This is a genomic window from Brucella sp. JSBI001 (assembly GCF_026014005.1).
Lineage (GTDB): Bacteria > Pseudomonadota > Alphaproteobacteria > Rhizobiales > Rhizobiaceae > Brucella > Brucella anthropi.
The window spans coordinates 3,415,760-3,437,400 of sequence record NZ_CP110339.1 but is presented as its reverse complement, the minus strand read 5'-3'; the positions used below and the strand labels follow the sequence as shown (position 1 = coordinate 3,437,400).

The following is a 21,641-nucleotide window of genomic DNA, read 5'->3' as shown; positions in this document are numbered from 1 at the left end:
GCCAGTCCGTCGAAAGGTCTCAATGTCCAATCTGCAAACCCGCATCATTACTGCCATTGTCCTCGGTGCAGCCGCCTTGTGGCTGACGTGGGTCGGCGGTTTGGGTTTCACACTGTTTTCGATTGCAATCGGATTGGCCATGTTCCACGAGTGGACGAGCCTGACCGCACCGAAGCAGACAGTGTTCTCGCGTGTGTTCGGCTGGGCATGGCTGGTGCTCACAAGCGTTCTGCTTGTTATGGACCGGAGCGCTTTGCTGACGATTGGCGTTCTGTTGGTGGGCACCCTAATTCTTCTGGCCACGCAATGGCGGACAGGGCGCGGCTGGCCAGCGGCGGGGCTTTTCTATGCAGGTTTCTCCGCCGTTTCGCTTTCACTCCTGCGCGGCGATGAGCCCTTTGGTTTTACTGCGATTGTTTTCCTTTTCGCAGTTGTCTGGTCCACGGATATCGCGGCCTACTTCAATGGCCGGGCACTGGGCGGGCCGAAACTGGCACCGCGCTTTTCACCGAACAAGACATGGTCAGGCGCCATCGGTGGCGCCGCGGCTGCGGTAGCCGGTGGCATTCTGGTTGCCTCACTGGTGGCTGCTCCCGGCAGCTGGCTGGTACCGCTACTCGCATTGCTGCTGTCTGTCGTTTCGCAGATTGGCGACCTTGCAGAATCATGGGTGAAGCGCCAGTTCGGCGCAAAGGACTCTGGCCGTCTTTTGCCGGGGCATGGCGGTGTTCTGGATCGCGTGGACGGGCTTGTCGCTGCTGCCGCACTTTTGTACCTGTTTGGTGCAATTTTTGCAGAGCCAGACGTGCCGTCCGCTATATTCTTCAGTTTCTAAGGGTGCGACGGATGAGTTTGTGGGATTGCTCAAAACGCATTCGGTTCTTCGGAAGCCCACTAGCGTTGTGTAAGGAGTAGTGATTTGCAGGAGGCGTTGGCCTTTTTTCTGGGTGGCGAAAGTCTGCTTGTCGGGACCATCATTCCATTTCTCTTTGTTTTGACCGTTGTGGTCTTTGTCCATGAAATGGGCCACTATCTGGTTGCGCGCTGGTGCGGCATTGGCTCACAGGCATTTTCTATCGGCTTCGGGCCTGAGCTGATCGGTTTCACCGACAAGCACGGCACACGGTGGAAGATTTCTGCCATTCCGCTTGGTGGCTATGTCAAATTCATCGGTGACGAGAGCGCCACGAGCTCTCCAGTTGACGTCGATAATGCAAGCCTGAGCGCAGATGAGCAGCGAAGGGCATTCCATACCCAGCCTGTGTGGAAGCGTGCGGCGACCGTCTTTGCCGGTCCTGCTTTCAATATCATTCTGACGATCGTTATCTTCAGTGTCTTCTTCGCGCTCTATGGGCGTCAGATTTCCGATCCGCTCATAGCTGGCGTCCAGCCTGGCAGTCCTGCTGCTGAAGCAGGGTTTGAAGCCGGGGATCGCTTTATCAGCGTTGAGAGCGAAAAGATCACAACTTTTTCCGATGTGCAGCGCATCGTATCCGGACGGGCCGGGGACAAGCTGAACTTCACTGTCGAGCGTGATGGCAAGATGGTAGATTTGCAGACCGTTCCGGCAATCGTCGAGCGTACGGATCCGCTTGGAAACAAGATCAAGCTTGGCGCCATCGGCGTGGAAACCACTGAAGCTGTCGGTAATTTCCGCCGGATTGAATATGGTCCCCTCGAATCAGTGGGACAAGCTGTCATGGAAACGGGCTACATTATCAGCCGCACAGGAGAGTTTTTTCAGCGTTTTGCGGTCGGGCGTGAGGATAAATGTCAGCTCGGTGGTCCGGTGAAAATCGCCAATATGGCTGGTAAGGCTGCAAGTCAGGGTTTTGACTGGCTCATCCAGCTAATGGCAATGTTGTCGGTTGGTATCGGGCTTTTGAACCTGTTTCCATTGCCTCCGCTGGATGGCGGTCACCTGGTTTTCTATGCGGTGGAGGCCATAAAGGGTAGCCCGGTATCTGTTGCGGCGCAGGAAATTTTATATCGTGTTGGGTTCCTACTTGTTATGGGATTCATGGGGTTCGTACTTTTCAACGACCTGTTTGCCTGCTAGATGACTCTCCGGCTGGCTCAGATGGTGATCTTGGGGATCGGTGCAGGCTGGAGGGTTCCAGTCAGCTAACCGCTATGATGCGCATCTTCTCTGGCGAGGATCGGGGAAGGTGTTAAACAGAAGTGAAAATTGGGAGTGACTGCTCGAAAAGCTAAGCGATTTGTTTACCATAACGCTCAAATCGCGTGGCGCGGATGCCACGCTGGTTGCTTAAGTAAACAGAATTTAACCGTGACGCTTGCTTGTATGGAAAAACCGGGTATGACGGTTGTATCTGTACGTGCTTTTCTGGGTTAATCGCCCCGGGGACAGAAAGAAACGAAGGTTCGGAAAGCCTATGACGGCAAGTTCTAAATTCTTTGGCGCCGCTTCTGCGCTCGCCATGTCAGTGGCTCTTGTGGCTTCGGGTACTGCTGCACTCTCGCTGGCTTCGGTCAATGTTGCCGAGGCTGCTGTCGTTAGCCGTATCGAGGTACGCGGTAATACACGCGTCGACGCACAGTCCATCCGTGACAATATCGACATTCGTCCGGGCAAGGCCTTCACCAGCGCTGATATTGATGCTGCGGTGAAGCGTCTGTTTGCGATGGGTCTGTTCTCGGATGTTCGCATCAATCAGTCCGGCAGCACGCTCGTCGTGAATGTTTCTGAGCGTTCCGTCGTCAATAACGTCCTTTTCCAGGGCAACAAGAAGATCAAGGATCCTGATCTTACTCGTGCTGTTCAGCTCAAGCCGCGTTCGCCTTATGACGCTGCGACGATGGAAGCTGACGTTGAAGCGATCAAGGGAGCCTATGCGCATATCGGGCGCAGCGATGCGACCGTGAATGCACGTACTGTTGATCTTGGTCAGGGGCGTGTGAACGTCGTTTATGAAATCAACGAAGGTTCGCGCACGAAAATCGCAAATGTCGATTTCGTTGGCAATCAGGCATTCGGCTCTCGTCGTTTGCGCGACGTGATTTCGACCAAACGTTCGAATCCGCTTTCGTGGCTGACGCGTAATGACGTATATGACGAAGGGCGTCTTCAGGCTGACGAGGAAACGCTCCGTCGTTTCTATTACAATCGCGGCTATGCGGATTTCCGCGTTATTTCATCGAATGCAGTTCTCGATCCGTCGACAAACGAATACACGATCACCATCACGGTTGATGAAGGTCAGCGCTATACATTCGGCAATGTAAGCGTCGAGAGCAATGTTGATGGCGTTGACGGGCAGGCCCTGGATCATCTGGTCAAGACTCGTTCGGGTAAGCCTTACAGCGCCAAGGAAATCGAAGATTCGGTTCTCGCAGTTACCGAAAATGTTGCCGGTAGTGGTTATGCTTTCGCCAAGGTTGAACCGCGTGGCGATCGTGATTTCGAGAACCATACGATTTCGGTCGTCTATAGCGTTGACGAAGGTCCGCGCGCTTATATTCAGCGCATTGAAATTCGCGGTAACGACAAGACGCGTGACTTCGTGATTCGTCGCGAATTCGACATGAACGAAGGCGATGCCTTCAATCAGGTCATGGTACAGCGCGCGAAGCGTCGTCTCGAAGCGCTTGACTTCTTCCAGACGGTCAATATCTCGACGGCGCCTGGCTCTGAGCCGGATCAGGTTATTCTTGTCGTTGATGTCGTTGAAAAGTCGACCGGCGAATTCTCGATCGGTGGCGGTTACACGACAGGCGGCGAATCGCCGGGTGCGCAGGTCGAAGCTGCTATTACCGAGCGTAACTTCCTCGGACGCGGCCAGTACATCCGTATCAGCGCCGGTGCCGGTCAGGATGATATGCGCAATTATGGCCTGTCGTTTACGGAGCCATATTTCCTCGGATATCGTCTCTCGGCTGGTTTCGATGTATTCCGTCGTACGTATCGCGTAAACGATGATTACGATGTCGAGCAGACCGGTGGAACGATCCGCTTCGGTCTTCCGATCACGGACAATTTCTCGGCAGGTCTCGCGTATAACCTCGTTCAGGAAAAGTATGACCTGTTCCGTGCGGACGCTGACAACTACTATGCGCCTGCCTTGCTAGAGGCTGCTGAGCATAGTCCGTGGTTGCGTTCGTCGATCAGCTACTCGCTGACCTACAACTCCATCGACGACATGAAGAATCCGCATGACGGTCTTTATGGCAAGTTCACGCAGGAGTTCGCAGGTCTTGGCGGCGATGCCAAGTACATCAAGACCACGTTCAAGGGTAACTACTACAAGACGCTTTCTCAGGAAGCCGATATCGTCGGTATGCTGGGTATTGGCGGTGGTTATATCCATGAATTCGGTGATGATGGCGTCCGCATCTTTGATCTGTTCAAGAACAATTCGGACATCATCCGTGGCTTCAAGTTCAATGGTATCGGTCCATATCAGGATGCCGCGAACGGCAAGCGCTACTGGATGGGCGGAACGACCTATATCAACGGTACGGCTGAAGTTCAGTTCCCGATGCCGCTCGTTCCTGAAAGCTTGGGTATCCGTGGCGCCTTGTTTGCTGATGCCGCAACGCTTTATGGTAATGACTCCTCGCAGGGCGGTTCGCCAATCTATGGCGACGACAAGAAGCTTCGCGCTTCGGCAGGTATAAGCCTGATGTGGGCTTCGCCGTTCGGTCCTCTGCGTTTTGACTATGCGTTCCCGATCGCGAAGGCTGATACCGACAAGGTTCAGAACTTCAACTTCGGTGTTTCGACCAAGTTCTAATAGATTTGCCTTTTCCCGGGGTATAACAACCCCGGGAAAGAAAGTGTTTTGATGGCAGATCCTGTTTTTTTCGCGCCTTCGCGTGAACTCACGATTGGCGATATCGCAGATTTTACCGGTGCAAGACTTCGTGACCCGAAGCTTGCACCGCGTTCTGTTGCGCGTCTTTCTTCGCTTAAAGATGCTGTTGAGGGTTCTCTTGTTTTCGTCGAAGGCAAGAAGAATGCCGACGGTCTCTCATCGATCAATGCCGCGGGCGTTCTATGTAGCGAGGCTGTGGTGGATAGCGTGCCGTCGCACATAGCTGCACTGGTTACCCGCAATCCGCAACGGGACTTTGCATCCGTTGGTCGAATGCTGTTTCCAGCGTCCGTCAAACCGGTCAGCTGGTTCGGAGAAACTGGTGTTTCTTCAGCGGCGATTATTCATCCGACAGCACATATCGAGGATGGTGCGACCATCGAGGCCGGCGCAGTTATCGGCAGGGGCGTAAGTGTCGGCAGCGGTACGCTGATCGCGTCAACAGCGGTTATCGGTGAAGGCAGCCAGATAGGTCGCAACAGCTATATTGCCCCCGGTGTAACCGTTCAGTGTGCTTTCATCGGCAATCAAGTGTCTCTTCATCCTGGTGTGCGGATTGGGCAGGACGGTTTCGGCTACGTCCCAGGTCCCGCCGGCTTGGAGAAGGTTCCCCAGCTCGGCAGAGTCATCATTCAGGACAATGTCGAGATTGGCGCCAATACGACGATCGACCGTGGTTCGTTGAACGACACCGTCATTGGCGAAGGTACAAAGATCGATAACCTCGTACAGATCGCCCACAACGTGCGAATCGGCCGTTTTTGTATTGTTGCGGCTCATTGCGGCATTTCTGGCAGCTGTGTCATCGGTGACCAGACGATGCTGGGTGGTCGTGTGGGACTTGCCGACCATTTGATTATCGGTTCGCGCGTGCAGATTGCCGCAGCGAGCGGCGTTATGAATGACATACCCGATGGCGAGCGCTGGGGTGGTATTCCAGCTCGGCCTATCAAACAGTGGTTCCGAGATATCGCGAACATACGTAGCATCGGGCAATCGAGAAAGGAGCAATCCTCTGATGAGTGATGCAAATCAGACCAAGCTGGAAGCAGCAGATATCCAGGATCTTCTGGCAGTGCTGCCGCATCGCTATCCATTTTTGCTGATCGACCGGATTGTTGACATTGACGGCGACGTCTCCGCAACCGGCATCAAGAATGTGACGATCAACGAGCCGCATTTCACCGGACATTTCCCTGAAAAGCCGATTATGCCGGGCGTATTGATTGTCGAAGCCATGGCACAGACGGCGGGCGCTATTTCTCTGCTTCAGCGCAAAACCGGGCGCCCTGGCGTGGTCTATTTCATGACTATAGATAATGCCAAATTCCGTCGCCCGGTCATACCGGGAGATCGACTTTTGCTTCACGTAAAGAAGATCAAGCAACGCGCAAATATCTCGAAATACGAATGCATTGCCGAAGTCGATGGTGTAAAGGTTGCGGAAGCTGAAGTCGCTGCCATGATCAGTACAGCTGAAGAAAGCCAGTGAGCATATCAATGAAAGAAACATTTATTCACCCCACCGCTCTTGTTGAGCAGGGTGTGGAACTGGGGCAGGGTGTGTCTGTCGGCCCCTTCTGTCACATTCAGTCTGGCGCCGTCATAGGCGACAATTCGGAATTGATGAGTCATGTAGTGGTGACTGGTGCAACGACGCTTGGCGCAGGTGGAAAGGTTTATCCGCATGCCGTTCTGGGTTGCGATCCGCAGAACAACAAGCATAAGGGCGGTCCAACGAAGCTGAACATTGGCACAAATTGCCTGATCCGCGAAGGCGTGACCATGCACAAGGGGTCAGACAGCGCACGTGGTTACACTTCGGTTGGCGACAACTGTTCGTTCCTGGCTTACGCGCATGTGGCACATGATTGTGACATTGGCGACTACGTCACCTTCTCCAACAATGTGATGATTGGTGGCCACACGACAATCGGACATCACGCTATTCTGGGTGGTGGTGCGGCTATCCATCAGTTTGTGCGCGTTGGACATCACGCTTTCGTTGGCGGCATGGCTGCGGTTGTAAGCGATCTTATCCCGTACGGCATGGCGATTGGGGTGCACGCTCATCTCGGTGGATTGAACATCGTCGGCATGAAGCGTTCCGGTATGGAACGCAAAGAGATTCATAATCTCCGTCATGCAGTTCGGATGCTGTTTGATCGCACAAAGCCCATTCGGGATCGTACAAAGGACGTTCTGACTGCGATACCGGATTCTCCGGCTGTCATTGACATGATCGACTTCATCAATGTCGATACCAAACGTGCCTACTGTACACCTCCGCTCGATGCGGTCCATGGTGGGGCCGGGCATGACAGCGGCGAAGATTGAGCAAATACCGCGTCTTGCAGATGATGCGGGACGCGTTGCAATTATCGCCGGTAATGGCCTGCTGCCGATCAGTGTGGCGGAGGCCCTTGAGGCTGCGGAGAAGAAGCCATTCCTCGTACCGTTGCGAGGGGAGGCTGATCCGGTACTCTACAAGTACGAGCATCAGGAAATTTCCATCGTAGAGTTTGCAAAGCTCGTGCGGTCCATGAAGGCTGCCGGTGTGGATCGCGTTGTCCTCGCTGGTGGCGTGACAAGCAGGCCCCATGTCAGTGATCTGAAGTTTGACTGGCCTACTCTGCGCGCAGTGCCTTACGTTTTACGTGCGCTGGGGCAAGGCGATGATGCTCTTTTACGTGCATTTATCGGCTTGCTGGAATCCTTCGGTTTCAAAGTTGTCGGGGCTCACGATGTTGTTCCGGATTTACTTTCCCCGTCACCTGCTCAAATTTTGACGCGAAAAGCACCGGACGCGAGAGAACGTCATAATCTTGAACTTGCAATGGAATCTGCGCTTCGTCTGGGTGATCTGGATGTCGGGCAGGGTGCTGTTGCGGTTGGCGGACGTGTCGTTGCGCTCGAAGGGGCGGAAGGCACAGATCAAATGATAGAGCGTGTGCGCGAGTTACGTGCAGCTGGCCGCATACCTCGTCGTGGCGGTGTTCTCGTCAAGATGGCGAAGCCGCGACAGGACGAAAGAGCAGACCTTCCGACCATCGGAATTTCTACGATTGATAATGCCGTAAAAGCGGGATTATCAGGAATAGCTGTTGAGGCAGGCAGGACATTCATTCTAGGCTTCGGTGAAACCATCGCGGCGGCCAATGCAAGAGGCCTTTTCATAGAGACGGTCAGTCGCGAGAAAAAGGATATCAAGAAGTGAACACCACCAGCCGGCCATTGAAAATAGCAATAGTGGCCGGTGAAGAATCCGGTGATCTTCTTGGTGCCGACCTTATCGATGCGTTGAGGAGCCAGACCGACCGCTTGGTTGATATCATCGGTGTCGGTGGTGATCACCTTGCAGCCCGGGGAATGAAGTCCTTTTTTGATCCGCACGAGATTGCGCTTATGGGGCTGGGCGCAATTCTGAAGAACTTACCGGGTCTAATGCGGCGTATTGGCCAGACCGCTAGAAGCATTATTGTTGAGAAACCGGATTGCGTACTTCTGATTGACAGTCCGGAGTTTACACATCGCGTTGCCAAGAAGATCAGGGCTGCAAATCCATCGATTCCCATCGTGAAGTATATCGCACCAAGCGTGTGGGCCTGGCGGCCGCAACGCGCACGGGCGATGAAAGCCTATTTCGACCATGTGTTGACTATTCTTCCATTTGAGGTGGAGGTCATGCAGCGGTTAAGCGGGCCGAGTGCCACTTATGTCGGACATCGCCTTTCCAGTTATGAACCGATACTGCGGGCACGGGATGAGCAAAAAAACCTGGAAGCGCGACGGACTGTTGAGTCCCGGAAAACATTGCTCGTTCTGCCGGGGTCTCGTCGTACTGAAATCCAGATGCTCATGGAACCGTTCGGGCAGGCTGTTGGTGAATTAGCTGCCCGGGTCGACAAGCTTGACGTCGTTCTGCCGACACTGCCACGCATTGAGGAAATGGTTCGCGATCTTTCAAAGGACTGGGCTGTCAAACCGCTTATTGTGCTGGGTGATGAGGAAAAGTGGAAAGCTTTTTCTAAAGCCGATGCAGCGCTTGCCGCTTCAGGGACGGTTTCGCTGGAGCTGGCTCTATCGCGCATTCCAAGCGTGCTTTCCTATAAGGCGGACTGGTTCGCACGCAAGTTTCTGATGCCCAAGATCACGATCTGGAGCGCTGCCTTGCCAAATATCATCGCCGACGAACCGGTCGTTCCTGAGTATTTCAATGAATTTGTCCGTCCGGGAATGCTTGCACGCAACCTTGAACGGTTGATGCGGCCTGGATCGGCACGTCAGGCGCAGCTGGACGGATTTGATAAAGTTGCGTCGATCATGGCGACGGAGCAACCCTCTGGCGAGATCGGGGCGCGCGTCATTCTGGAATTGGCAGGCAATTCCAAGAGCTGATTTTGACTGTAGATACAATACGAAAACCCCGGTTGTTTTGGCAACCGGGGTTTTTATTATAGTCTGATACTTACTTACGCTTTGCGAGCGGCACGTAATCCCGCTCGGGAGCGCCGGTATAGAGCTGGCGTGGACGGCCGATCTTCTGCTGCGGATCTTCGATCATTTCCTTCCACTGTGCGACCCAGCCGACGGTGCGGGCGAGAGCAAAGAGAACCGTGAACATTTCGGTCGGGAAGCCGAGAGCCTTCAGCGTGATGCCGGAGTAGAAGTCGATGTTTGGATAAAGCTTCTTCTCAATGAAGTATTCGTCCGTCAGGGCGATCTTTTCCAGTTCCATTGCAACGTCGAGCAACGGGTCGTCCTTGATGCCCAGTTCGCCCAGAACTTCATGGCAGGTCTTCTGCATGATCTTGGCGCGTGGATCGTAGTTCTTGTAGACGCGGTGACCGAAGCCCATCAGACGGAACGGATCGTTTTTGTCCTTTGCACGGGCGATGAATTCTGGAATGCGGTCCACAGAACCGATTTCAGCCAGCATGTTGAGCGCAGCTTCATTTGCGCCGCCGTGGGCAGGGCCCCAGAGGCAGGCAACGCCAGCAGCGATACATGCAAACGGATTGGCCCCAGAAGAACCGGCAAGGCGCACGGTCGAGGTCGAGGCGTTCTGCTCATGATCTGCGTGGAGAATGAAGATGCGGTCCATTGCACGAGCCAGAACCGGATTGACCTTGTAATCCTCGCATGGAACGCCAAAGCACATGTGCAGGAAGTTCGACGCAAAATCGAGGTCGTTCTTCGGGTACATGAACGGCTGGCCGATATGGTACTTGTAAGCCATAGCGGCAAGCGTTGGAACCTTGGCGATCAGACGGATCGACGCGACCATACGCTGATGCGGGTCGTGATGTCGGTCGAGTCATGATAGAAAGCCGACATTGCACCAACGCAGCCGACCATGACTGCCATGGGATGAGCGTCGCGACGGAAGCCCGTAAAGAACTTCGTCATCTGCTCGTGAATCATCGTGTGGCGTGTCACACGATAGTCGAAGTCAGACTTTTGCGTCGCGGTCGGCAGTTCGCCGTAGAGAAGCAGATAGCAGGTTTCCAGAAAATCACCGTGTTCGGCAAGCTGATCGATCGGGTAACCACGATAGAGCAAGGTGCCTTCATCGCCATCGATGTAAGTGATCTTGGATTCGCACGATGCCGTGGACGTGAAACCGGGATCGTACGTGAACATCTGCGAGTTTTTGTAAAGTGGACCGATATCAACGACGTCTGGTCCGACAGTGCCTTGTCGTACAGGCAGGTCGAATGTTTTGCCTTCTAGTGTAAAGCTGGCTGTCCTATCTGACATCGTGTTTCCTTTCATGTCCACTTTGCCGCCCGCACGACGGCAGAATTGTAATCGTCGTTATAATTTGTCTTTTATCTCTTGGAATGGTCCCCGCCCCTATGGGGACCATCAGCGTTTAGCGCACTATCCTAACGATTTTGCCCGTCAAACTATCCCAAACGGTTCGCGATGCAATGCGTAATTTGAACTATTTACGCCGGTTTTGTCACGTCAGCGTGAATGTTCCCACCTTAACCGATTTGATCGCGAATACGTCCGAGGGACTCTTCACGTCCAAGGACGAAAAGCACGTCGAACACGCCCGGAGAGGTGGCGCGACCGGTCAGAGCTGCACGTAAAGGCTGTGCAATCTTGCCCAGTTTCAGGCCGGTTTTTTCTGCGTGAGTCCTTACGACAGCGTCTAGAGATTCAACGGTCCATTCGCCAGCTGCTTCCAGATCCGGGAGTACGGATTTGAGCACGGCCCGGCCTTCGTCGTTCAGGAGAGAAGCTGCCTTTTCGTCAAGATCAAGCGGACGGGCAGCAAAGATGAATTTCGAACCATCAGCCAGTTCCACCAAAGTTTTGGCGCGGTCCTTCAGGCCCGGCATAGCGGCAAGCAATTGTGCGCTTCGCTTGTCGTCGAGAGCGTCGGCAATTTCCTTGCCACCCTCGATCTCCGGCAGAACAGCGATAAGCGCATCATAAAGCGCCTTGTCGTCACTGGCGCGCATATAGACGCCATTGATTGCCTCGAGCTTCTGAAAATCGAAGCGAGCTGCCCCCTTGTTGATATCCTTCACATCGAACCATTCGATCATCTGTTCGGTCGACATGATTTCGTCGTCGCCATGGCTCCAGCCGAGGCGTACAAGATAGTTGCGCAGAGCAGCAGGCAGATAACCCATCGCACGGTAGGCGTCCACACCCAAGGCACCATGACGCTTGGAGAGTTTTGCACCGTCCGCACCATGAATGAGCGGGATATGCGACATTTGCGGCACGTCCCAACCCATTGCATCATAGATGACTGTCTGCCGCGCAGCATTGGTCAGATGATCGTCGCCGCGTATGATATGGGTCACGCCCATATCGTGATCATCGACAACGACTGCATGCATGTAAGTCGGCGTACCATCGGAACGCAGAATGATGAAATCGTCCAGGTCTTTGTTGGGGAATCGCACATCGCCCTGCACAGCGTCCTGCACGAGGGTTTCGCCTTCCTGCGGTGCCTTGATCCGGATGACCGGCTTTACGCCTGCAGGCGCTTCTGACGGATCGCGATCACGCCAGCGACCGTCATAGCGCGGCGGACGGCCTTCTTCGCGTGCTTTCTCGCGCATTTCGGCCAGTTCTTCTGGTGTTGCATAGCAATAATATGCCTTGCCGAGAGTGACGAGCTCTTCCGCGACTTCGCGATGGCGAGGCGCGCGCTCGAACTGAGAGATGGCATCGCCGTCCCAGTCCAGACCAAGCCAGGTCAAGCCATCAAGAATGGCAGCCGTCGCGGCGTCGGTGGAACGTTCCCGGTCGGTGTCTTCAATGCGCAGCAACATCTTGCCGCCGCTGTGCTTGGCATAAAGCCAGTTGAACAAGGCAGTGCGCGCACCACCAATGTGCAGGTACCCCGTGGGCGAGGGGGCAAAACGGGTAACGACCGGTTTCGACATGATAGCTCCACTATGTCGTGCGCCTTTTTAGAGCAGCGGCAAATGCCGGAGACACAGGCGCGAACTTGAATTCCTATGCCTGCGCGAGACTGCCCGGCAGGTAATCGGGGTTCGTTATGCGAACCCACTCGATTTCGGCTGCGGTTCATGTAGCATAGGCAGCAATGTGCGCAAGGGCCTCGCATCCCTTTCGCACGAATGTGCCGTCGTTCTTTCGGGGTATTCCGGCGGTTGGGCCAACTTTTGCGGTCAGGCGGGGGCATGACAGGCATCAGGGAAGCGAGCGATGCAAACGAACGGGCGCTTGTGAAAAGCTTGCCCGACGGTTTGGTGCGCGCTTTGTTGCCAGAGGTCTGGCCTCCAAATGATGTCGAGATTCCGGTAAATCCACTGCCGGTCAAGCCTCCTGCGCCGAGCTTGCGTGAACGACTTTTGTCTATACCGTCGGTCACAGGTCGACAGTTCAAGGCTGCGGCTGAAACTGAAGCGGGACGCGGTGTATTTTTTCTTCTGCTGCCGGTTTTTGCCGGTGTTGGCGCAATCATCTATTTCACGCTCTCATTCGAACCGGCATGGATACCGCTTTTGTCCATGCTCGGTATGGCCACTATCTTGCGAATTGCGACGCGCAAACAATTCGCCGCTGCCCAAGGCGTGACATTGGCAATCGCTCTGCTGGCAGGGTTTGTGGTCGGTAAATGGGAAACGGAACGTCGTGCCACGCCGATGCTGGGCTCTGACGTGGCAACACGTGTAACGGGTCGGGTTGTCGCTCTTGAATATCAGGACAATGGCAGCTGGCGGATAACACTTGATGTGCTCCAGACAGAGCGTCCAAAACTGCGTTTTCCACCGAAACGCATTCGTGTCAATGCGCGGGACATACCGGCGTCAACGGCCATTGGCAGCGGACTGGCAGGTTTCGTGCGATTGCGTATTCCGTCGGGTCCGGTTCGCCCGGGTAACTACGATTTCTCGTTTCATGCCTATTTCAATGGTATTGGTGCCAATGGTTTCTTTCTCGGAACACCCAAAGTGGCGACGGTTTCTCAGCCAGACGAACTGACTGCGAAAATTTCCCAATGGATCGCCATGTTGCGCGTGCGGGTGTCTGAGCGAATCGAGGAAGTGATCGGTGGCGAGGACGGCAGTGTTGCTTCGGCGCTTGTGGCAGGCACGCGTGCGGGGATCAGCGAGCGGACAAATGAAGACCTGCGCAAGGCGGGGCTCGCACATATTCTGTCGATCTCGGGCTTGCATATGGCGCTTGCCGCTGGCGTTGTCATGCTGACGTTGCGATCCGTCTTCGCGCTATTTCCGGCTTTCAGTGCGCGGCATCCGGTGAAGAAATATGCGGCCTTTCTCTCCCTGTTGAGCTGTACCTTCTATCTTGCCATGTCAGGTGCGGATGTCGCTGCACAACGAAGCTATGTGATGATTGCAGTCATGCTCGGAGCTTTGCTGGTAGACCGAGCGGCCATCAGTATGCGCAATCTGGCGATTGCGGCCATCGCTATGATTGCAATTTCGCCGCATGAGATACTGGGACCGAGTTTTCAAATGTCTTTTTCGGCTACGGCTGCGTTGATTGCCGGTTATGCCTGGTGGAGCGAGCGCTACGCGGTCAGGCAGGTTGGCACGGAAAAACGTGGGAAGACCGCTTATAGCTTCGCTGGAAAAATCCTGAAGCCGATCACAGCGGCGGCGGCTACTTCGCTCATTGCCGGACTGGCGAGCGGGATTTTTGCAGCTTATCACTTCAACAATACAGCGCCGTTCGGCTTGGTAGGAAATGTCCTCGCTGAGCCTGTAATAGCTCTTCTCGTGATGCCGTTTGCCGTCTTTGGTCTTGTGCTGATGCCATTGCAACTGGACTGGGTGCCTTTGCAGATAATGGGCTGGGGCATTTTCGCAGTCAGGCACATTGCTGCCTTTGTTGCAAAGTGGTCACCAGACGGTAATCCTGGGGCCATGCCCGCACTCACTATCGTTCTCTGGACCATTGCGCTCGTTCTGGTTGTTGTTCTGTCGACCAGATTGAAGGTGTTGGCGCTGCCGTTCATCGTTCTAGGGTTTGCTGCTTTCGTCAGGGAGCCCTTTCCTGACATCGTGATCTCGGAAGATGCCAAACTGGTGGGGGTTCGGCTCGCGGACGGGAAGTTCGCAGTCAATCGAAGCCGACCGTCACAGTTCACAATCGACAATTGGAAAACCGCTTATCTGGTGGAAGAGTTCATTGCGCCGCCATCCGGCAAAAACAAAAAGCGAACTGATGGGGACGGGTTCGAATGCGAAGATGGACTTTGCACGATCAGTCTGCGTGATGGTCGTACACTAGCCTACACCGCAGATGTCGCGATGCTGGAAATAGCCTGCAATATCGGCGATGTGGTTATTCTCGCCGTTTCCGGCAAAGATCTGGCGTGCGAACGTTCCACTATCCTGAGTATCAGCAAGCAGGAACTGGCACTAAAGGGAGCCGTCGAGATCAGGCTCGGAGAAAGGCCAGATCAAAATCGATCTTTCAGAGCTGTACCGGGCGACACCTACGACGTCGCAAAGCCCGGGATGAGCCAGCAAACATCTGAATTGCAGCCGGAGGACCGAATTACCTATGCAATTGATGCGCCAAGTCGTCCCTGGCATCTGCACCGCATCCATTCGCGTCCAGCACGTGGCTTGTCCGAGCGCGAGTACAAACCAAAATCCCACTCCGCTCAAAATGCCGGAGTTTGTTCATCAGGTGTTAGCGATGAACCAACGCGCTGCAACTAAATAAAGAGCGGTTCCACGTTTCTGTTCTTAACTGGAACCGCTCCATTGTTTGAACTCGGAGCTTATCTCCAAAACCGGCTACACTACGATCTAGTAGCGGCGGATCAGGCCCACAAGCTTGCCCTGCACACGAACGCGATCCGGGCCAAATATTCTAGTTTCGTATGCCGGGTTTGCGGCTTCCAAAGCGATGGATGCACCCTTGCGGCGAAAGCGCTTCAAAGTCGCTTCCTCGTCATCGACAAGTGCCACCACGATTTCGCCGGGGTTTGCTGAATCACCGCGTTTAATGATGACGGTATCACCGTCGAAAATGCCGGCGTCGATCATTGAATCACCTCTGACCTCAAGCGCGTAGTGCTCGCCCGCACCGATCATTTCGGGCGGAAGGCTGAGGGAGTGTGTCTGATTCTGGATTGCTGAAATCGGTACACCCGCAGCAATTCGCCCCATGACCGGTACGGACACAGTTCCAGACGTGTCGTCATTGGTAGCCACGGGGGCGGGGCGTGCCGGTGGCGGAGGCGTTTTGCCCAGGCTGCCTTCGATAACGCTGGGAGCGAACTTCTTTTGTGCATTGAGGCCCGGAGCGATGGAATCCGGCAGACGTAACACCTCAAGCGCACGCGCCCTGTTCGGCAGACGGCGAATAAATCCACGCTCCTCAAGGGCGGTGATCAGACGATGGATACCCGATTTTGAAGCCAGATCGAGCGCTTCCTTCATTTCATCGAAAGACGGGGGAATGCCCGTTTCTTTTAGACGTTCATGAATGAACAGCAGAAGCTCGTGCTGTTTACGGGTTAACATGCGCGACACCCTCCCGGCCAAGAATCGAGAAAAACAAAACCAGAACGAACACTATATGTTCCAGTCTTGTTCTGCAATGTTTAAATACCATTAACGCTCAGGGTGAGATTGAACGGAATACTTCAGGGCAAGACCATCACGGGCACGGCATGTCAGATGCTGCTTCGAATAACATATATTTTATGATGACTTAGGTCTGTTTTCTCAAGCTTTAGTGAGGCCGAGAATTGCGCTCGATCTACAGCATGAGAACGCGACAATCATCGCCAGCAGTGGCAGCAGGAGCGTTTTCATCCCTGATGAGAAGCGCTTTTGAACCGACGAGAGCTGAAAGCATGGACGAATCTTGGACCGGAAACGGCTTTGCGGTCAGCGTTCCATCAGGGTTTGATTCGATTGTGGCCCGGATATAATCGCGGCGGTGGTCATTCGCAGGCAGGTCAGTGCCCAGCTTTGCAGGTCGGATATCGGCATCGAGGTTCGTTCCGGCAAGCTTGGCGACGAGCGGACGGAGAAAAACGAGGCTGCATACCAAGCTCGAAACGGGATTGCCCGGTAGGCCGATGACATGCACGATCTTGCCGTTCGCTTCGATGCGCCCATACATCAGGGGCTTGCCGGGCCGCATGGCGATCTTCCAGAAGTCGAGATTGACGCCCTGTTTCTGCAGTGCTCCATGCACAAAATCCCGGTCACCGACGGAAGCGCCACCGATTGTCACCAGAATGTCGATGCCGCTTTGCAGGCTGTCTGCTATTGCCTGTTTGATTTTGGCAGGATCATCCGGAATGATCCCTTTATCATGTGGCGCTCCGCCGGCTCGCCTTACTATCTCGGCGATTCCAACGCTGTTCGATGCAACAATCTGGTCTTTTCCGGGTGTTTCGCCCGGTGGAACCAGTTCATCGCCGGTCGCAATGATTGCTATTTTGGGCTTTTGAAACACGTCGATTTTCGCATTGCCACTGGCCGCTGCCAGCGACAGGGCCGCAGCATCCAGCGCCCGCCCGCTGGGAATGACGATGCTATCGGGTGAAAAATCGAGGCCTGCGCGGCGTATATGTCGTCCCGGTTCTATGCCTTCGTGAACGGTTAGCCGGTTACCCGAACGCTCAGTGTGCTCCTGAATAACGATCGTGTCCGTGCCTTTGGGCAGTGGCGCGCCGGTGAAAATCCGGACCGCCTGACCAGTTCCCGGTTCACCTTCGAAACGATTTCCTGCAGCCGACTCGCCGATGATGTCGAACTCGACGGGATATGAGATGTTGTCTGGCGCGATCAGGGCGTAACCGTCCATGGCCGATCCGTCGAACGGCGGCTGCAGAAAATGTGCCAAAACAGGTGTTGCAACCACGCGCCCACCTGCATCTGACAATGCGACCTGCTCTTTACCGTGCGGTTCTGCGGATTTCAGGATGCGGGCCAGTGCTTCATCGACCGGGAGAAGGGACATGGCGTTTCCTCTCGAACTGAATTGTTGACCCGTCTAGACCACAGAATCTGTCCAGACGAGTTGATCCAGAGCAAAGTCTAGCGGTTTATGCTTTCCAGTCACCTGATTTGCCGCCGCTCTTTTCGGTAACGCGGATACCGCCGATCTCCATATGTTTGTCGACGGCTTTGGCCATGTCATAGATCGTAAGACATGTGACAGAAACGGCGGTGAGGGCTTCCATTTCCACGCCGGTGCGCCCCTTGAGCTTGGCCAGCGCACGAACGCGCAAACCGGGCAATGTCTGATCCGGCTCGATTTCGACGGCTACTTTGGTCAGCATCAGCGGATGGCATAGGGGAATCAGATCGGCGGTCTTTTTGGCCGCCATGATGCCAGCCAGACGCGCAGCACCAATGACATCACCTTTCGCGGCGTTGCCTTCCAGAATGAGCGCCAGTGTTTCCGGCTTCATTCTGACTGCCCCTTCGGCCACAGCTTGACGCTCAGTCTCGTCCTTGGCACCAACATCCACCATATTGGCAGTGCCGGTCTGGTCGATATGGGTGAGTTTGGATGGCATCGATCAAGCCTTGCCAGTCAGCAGTTCACGGGTAGCCGCTGCAACATCGGCCTGCCGCATCAGGCTCTCTCCGATGAGGAATGTCCCGATTCCAGACTTTTCCAGACGCAGGCAATCTTCGTGTGTGAATATGCCGCTTTCACCGACCAGAACGCGATCGGATGGCGCCATTTTTGACAGCCGTTCCGAAACGGCCAGATCGACCTCAAATGTACGCAAATTGCGATTGTTGACGCCGAGCAGACGCGATGAAAGCTTTAGTGCGCGTTCCATCTCGGCTTCGTCATGCACTTCGATGAGTGCATCCATGCCAAGCTCGAACGCGGTTTCTTCCAACGCCTTTGCAAGATCATCGTCGACGCTTGCAAGAATGATCAGAATGCAATCTGCACCCCAACTACGGGCTTCGTGTACCTGATAGGTATCGAACAGAAAATCCTTGCGCAGAGCCGGGAGACTGCAAGCGTTGCGAGCTGCCGTCAGAAATTCCGGCGCTCCCTGAAAGGAAGGCGTGTCAGTCAGCACTGAAAGACATGCAGCGCCACCAGCTTCATAGGCTTTTGCAAGTGCAGGCGGATCGAAATCAGGACGGATCAAGCCCTTCGATGGGCTTGCCTTCTTGATTTCAGCAATCAGCGCGAATTCACCGGCGGCGCGTTTTGCCTCCAGCGCTTTGAGAAAACCACGCGGCGCTTCCTGATCCTGTGCGCGTGCCTTCAAATCAGCCACGGTGCGCTCGGCTTTTGCAGCAGCGATTTCTTCGCGCTTGTAAGCCTCGATCTTGCGCAGAATGTCGGTGGACATGACTTAATCCTTTTCGTCAGGCGGCTTTGTCGTTGGAAACGGCAATCACCTTCTGCAAAACATCAAGTGCTGCGCCGCTGTCGATGGATTGTGCCGCGAGTGCGATGCCTTCTTTTAGGTCCTTCGCGTTGCCAGCAATCACAAGCGCCGCGCCTGAATTGAGCAGGACGATGTCTCGATAGGCGTTTTTCTCGCCTTCAAGCACGCCCAGCAGAGCTTTGGCGTTTACCGAAGCCTCGCCACCTTTCAGTTCGACCGGATCGCAACGACGAAGTCCAACTTCTTCCGGCGTGATTTCAAAGGTACGAATCCGACCGTTTTCGAGGGCGGCAACTTGTGTCGTTCCCGCGGTAGTCATCTCATCGAGGCCGTCGCCGTAGACAACCCAAGCCGCTTCGGAACCCAGTTCCTTGAGCACTTCAGCCAGCGGCACAAGCCATTGTGGTGCGAATACCCCCACAAGCTGACGCTTGACACTGGCCGGATTGGAGAGGGGGCCAAGCAGATTGAAGATGGTGCGGGTGCCGAGTTCTACGCGGGAGGGGCCGACATGGCGCATGGCGGAATGGTGCATCGGTGCAAACATAAAGCCTAGGCCAGCTTCTGTGATGCTGCGACCGATGATGCTCGCGTCGGCCTCGATATTGATGCCGAGCGCGGCGAGTGCATCGGCTGCACCAGAGCGGGAGGAGAGGGCGCGGTTGCCATGTTTTGCTACAGGAACGCCAGCTCCAGCAACAACAAACGCCGAGCAACTGGAGACATTGTATGAACCCGACTGATCGCCACCAGTGCCAACAATATCGATGGCATTGTCGGGAGCGGAAACTCCCAGCATACGCGAGCGCATGGAGGCAACGGCACCGGCGATTTCCGGTACTGTTTCACCGCGTACGCGCAACGCCATCAACAGTCCGCCGATCTGCGACGGCGTTGCCTGTCCTGACATCATGATATCGAAGGCGGCTCTGGAATCCTCAAGCGAAAGCGGCTCGCCTGATGCAGCTTTCGCGATATAGGGTTTTAGATCAGCCATTTTGGATGCCCACCGTCCTTAAAACGCCAGAGCGTTGTTGATGACGGTCTGGTTTATCTTAACAGGATACTGCTTCTGCAATTCGCCGACGAGCTGTTCGAGAACATCATCCGAGAGCGATGTCGCCAGATATTTCTGCTGCTGTTCCGGAATAGCTTCCGGGCCAGCTCCGGCAGGTTCGGTCACTTCAACAACCTTGAACAGAATCTGGGCATCGTCCGAAGGTGCAGCAGCGCTACCGGTGAAACCATTCGCTCCCCGGAAAATCTGCGCCGCCGCCGCTGTTCCGATATCGGCATCGTTGGTCGTGCGGACAATACCACGCTTGGTCTGCTTTTCGACGCCCAGCTCTGTAGCGATCGCGTCGAGTGTCGCGCCGCCATCGAGGCGTTTCTTCAATTCGTCTACGCGCTGGTTGAGACGCTTGACTGCTTCTTCGCCCTTCCACGCCGCTGCAACCTTGTCCTTGACTTCGTCGAGCGTACGGTCGCGTGCCGGAGTTACACTGTCAACCTGATACCAGAGATAGCCAATATTGCCCATGGTCAGGGCGTCGTTGTCAAAACCCTGGTCGGCCTGGAAGGCAGCAGAAAGCAGCGCTTCGGAGTTTGGCAGCTGCACCGGATTACCAGAAGGATCGTTACCTTCGGCGTCTACGGCTTCCACGATGACGGACTTGAGGCTTAGCTTCTTTGCCACATCAGCCATTGATGCGCCGTCGGAACGGTCCTGCTCATAAGAGTCATGAATGCCGCTGATGCTGCTTGCTGCGATATTGTTGGCAAGCGTGGTGCGAATTTCGCCTTCAACTTCGGCTTGTGGCTTCACATGAGCCGGTTCGATCTGCGTCACACGCAGGATAACCGGACCAAAGCCGCCCTTCACCACCGGGCTCACGCCATTCTCTGCCAGTGCAAAAGCTGCGTCGGCAACGGCCTGATCAGGAATGGCGGATTTCTCAAACGTGCCAAGCTTCAGGTCGTCTTCTGTTTTGCCCTGTTCCTTGCCGATATCGATGAAGCTCGTTCCAGCGGCAATTTTCTGCTGGGCAGCTTCAGCTGCGGCATCATCGGCAAAGCTCAACTGCTCGATAGTACGCTTTTCGATCGTGCTGAAGCGGTCCTTGTTCTTTTCATAGTATTCGTTGATTTCGTCCTGCGTGACGGCAGACGGATCTGCAATATCAGCCGGCTCCAGCTTCACATAGGTTATTTTCCGGTACTCCGGTGCCTTATACTCGTCCTTGTGTGCGTCAAAATAGGTCTTGAGCGCATCTTCGGACGGGGCAGGGACAGCATCGGCCTTTTCAGCCTGAATGGTCACATAGTCAACGCTGCGGGTTTCACCTTGATATAGAGCCAGCGCCTTCAACGCTGTATTCGGAAGCTTGATGCCGTCAGTTGCAGCTTCCACGATCTGCTGGCGGCGAGCCACTTTCGCGCGGTTGTCGAGATAATCCTGCGCACGAATGCCAGATTGACGAAGCACCGCATCGAACTGCGCGCGATTGAAGTTGCCGCTTGCGTCATGGAAAGCCGGATCTTCACCGGTCAGTCGAGCAATTCCGTCCTTGGAAAGGCCGAGCTGCATGTTGCGCGCACCTTCATCCAGAACCACACCGGCTGCGAGCTGGGCGAGTACCTGATTTTCGACACCGAGCGTTTTTGCCTGTTCGCGCGTCAGACGCTGGCGAAACTGTTGAGACAAACGCATCATCTGCTGTTCATAGGCGAAACGATAATCAGTGGCGCTCACTTCGGAACCGCCAGCCGTCAAAGCGGCATTGCCTGACAGGCCGCCGCGAAAGACATCGGAGATGCCCCAGATCGCAAAGCTCAGTACAAGCAGGCCAAGCAGAAGTTTGGCGACCCAGGATTGAGCGGCAGAACGCAGGCTGTCGAGCATTGGAAACCCTTCAAGTATAAATCTAAGCTCGGCTTTCATAGATAGAGCC

Annotated in this window: 16 protein-coding genes and 1 pseudogene; 9 read left to right on the top strand and 8 right to left on the bottom strand. The window is 54.9% G+C overall.

Annotation, left to right across the window (positions count from 1 at the left end; all coding sequences use genetic code 11):
• Window positions 1-22: 22 nt before the first annotated feature.
• From LJ361_RS16230 to lpxB, 8 genes are all read left to right on the top strand, one after another.
• Window positions 23-835, top strand: a complete 813-nt coding sequence (locus LJ361_RS16230) for a phosphatidate cytidylyltransferase (RefSeq protein WP_010659981.1) — start codon at window positions 23-25, stop codon at window positions 833-835.
• Window positions 836-919: 84 nt separating this feature from the next.
• Entirely contained in the window at window positions 920-2,059 is a 1,140-nt protein-coding gene (rseP, locus tag LJ361_RS16225) for an RIP metalloprotease RseP (RefSeq protein ID WP_264812043.1), read from the top strand.
• A gap of 337 nt (window positions 2,060-2,396) precedes the next feature.
• Window positions 2,397-4,754: an outer membrane protein assembly factor BamA gene (gene bamA / locus LJ361_RS16220; protein WP_010659983.1), complete on the top strand. Its 2,358-nt coding sequence runs from the start codon at window positions 2,397-2,399 to the stop codon at window positions 4,752-4,754.
• Between the two features lie 51 nt (window positions 4,755-4,805).
• Window positions 4,806-5,861: a UDP-3-O-(3-hydroxymyristoyl)glucosamine N-acyltransferase gene (gene lpxD / locus LJ361_RS16215; RefSeq protein WP_010659984.1), complete on the top strand. Its 1,056-nt coding sequence runs from the start codon at window positions 4,806-4,808 to the stop codon at window positions 5,859-5,861.
• Window positions 5,854-6,327, top strand: a complete 474-nt coding sequence (gene fabZ, locus LJ361_RS16210) for a 3-hydroxyacyl-ACP dehydratase FabZ (protein ID WP_010659985.1) — start codon at window positions 5,854-5,856, stop codon at window positions 6,325-6,327. The genes lpxD and fabZ overlap by 8 nt, the downstream gene beginning before the upstream one ends.
• An 8-nt stretch (window positions 6,328-6,335) precedes the next feature.
• On the top strand, window positions 6,336-7,172 hold the full coding sequence (lpxA, locus tag LJ361_RS16205) for an acyl-ACP--UDP-N-acetylglucosamine O-acyltransferase (RefSeq protein WP_264812042.1): 837 nt from the start codon (window positions 6,336-6,338) through the stop codon (window positions 7,170-7,172).
• The gene (locus tag LJ361_RS16200; protein ID WP_010659987.1) at window positions 7,153-8,052 is read left to right on the top strand and encodes an LpxI family protein; all 900 of its coding nucleotides are present in this window, start codon (window positions 7,153-7,155) and stop codon (window positions 8,050-8,052) included. The genes lpxA and LJ361_RS16200 overlap by 20 nt, the downstream gene beginning before the upstream one ends.
• Window positions 8,049-9,233 (top strand): lipid-A-disaccharide synthase, encoded by a 1,185-nt coding sequence (gene lpxB / locus LJ361_RS16195; RefSeq protein ID WP_029376091.1) that lies wholly within the window; start codon window positions 8,049-8,051, stop codon window positions 9,231-9,233. Before LJ361_RS16200 ends, lpxB begins: the two co-directional genes overlap by 4 nt.
• 70 nt (window positions 9,234-9,303) lie before the next feature.
• Here lpxB and gltA read toward each other — a convergent pair.
• Window positions 9,304-10,595 (bottom strand): annotated as a pseudogene (gltA, locus tag LJ361_RS16190) (citrate synthase).
• 230 nt (window positions 10,596-10,825) lie between these two features.
• Window positions 10,826-12,247, bottom strand: a complete 1,422-nt coding sequence (gltX, locus tag LJ361_RS16185) for a glutamate--tRNA ligase (protein WP_071630141.1) — start codon at window positions 12,245-12,247, stop codon at window positions 10,826-10,828.
• Between the two features lie 261 nt (window positions 12,248-12,508).
• Here gltX and LJ361_RS16180 point away from each other — a divergent pair, with 261 nt between their 5' ends.
• The gene (locus tag LJ361_RS16180; protein WP_010659991.1) at window positions 12,509-15,022 is read left to right on the top strand and encodes a ComEC/Rec2 family competence protein; all 2,514 of its coding nucleotides are present in this window, start codon (window positions 12,509-12,511) and stop codon (window positions 15,020-15,022) included.
• A 90-nt stretch (window positions 15,023-15,112) separates the two neighbouring features.
• Here the strand turns inward: LJ361_RS16180 and lexA are convergent, their stop codons facing one another.
• From lexA to LJ361_RS16150, 6 genes are all read right to left on the bottom strand, one after another.
• A complete protein-coding gene (gene lexA / locus LJ361_RS16175; protein WP_010659992.1) occupies window positions 15,113-15,832 on the bottom strand; it encodes a transcriptional repressor LexA in 720 nt (239 codons plus the stop codon).
• Between the two features lie 238 nt (window positions 15,833-16,070).
• Entirely contained in the window at window positions 16,071-17,285 is a 1,215-nt protein-coding gene (gene glp / locus LJ361_RS16170; protein ID WP_010659993.1) for a gephyrin-like molybdotransferase Glp, read from the bottom strand.
• Between the two features lie 85 nt (window positions 17,286-17,370).
• On the bottom strand, window positions 17,371-17,847 hold the full coding sequence (moaC, locus tag LJ361_RS16165; RefSeq protein WP_010659994.1) for a cyclic pyranopterin monophosphate synthase MoaC: 477 nt from the start codon (window positions 17,845-17,847) through the stop codon (window positions 17,371-17,373).
• Between the two features lie 3 nt (window positions 17,848-17,850).
• On the bottom strand, window positions 17,851-18,651 hold the full coding sequence (gene trpC / locus LJ361_RS16160; RefSeq protein WP_010659995.1) for an indole-3-glycerol phosphate synthase TrpC: 801 nt from the start codon (window positions 18,649-18,651) through the stop codon (window positions 17,851-17,853).
• Between the two features lie 16 nt (window positions 18,652-18,667).
• The gene (trpD, locus tag LJ361_RS16155; protein WP_010659996.1) at window positions 18,668-19,687 is read right to left on the bottom strand and encodes an anthranilate phosphoribosyltransferase; all 1,020 of its coding nucleotides are present in this window, start codon (window positions 19,685-19,687) and stop codon (window positions 18,668-18,670) included.
• An 18-nt stretch (window positions 19,688-19,705) separates the two neighbouring features.
• On the bottom strand, window positions 19,706-21,592 hold the full coding sequence (locus LJ361_RS16150; RefSeq protein ID WP_010659997.1) for a peptidyl-prolyl cis-trans isomerase: 1,887 nt from the start codon (window positions 21,590-21,592) through the stop codon (window positions 19,706-19,708).
• Between the last annotated feature and the right edge of the window lie 49 nt (window positions 21,593-21,641).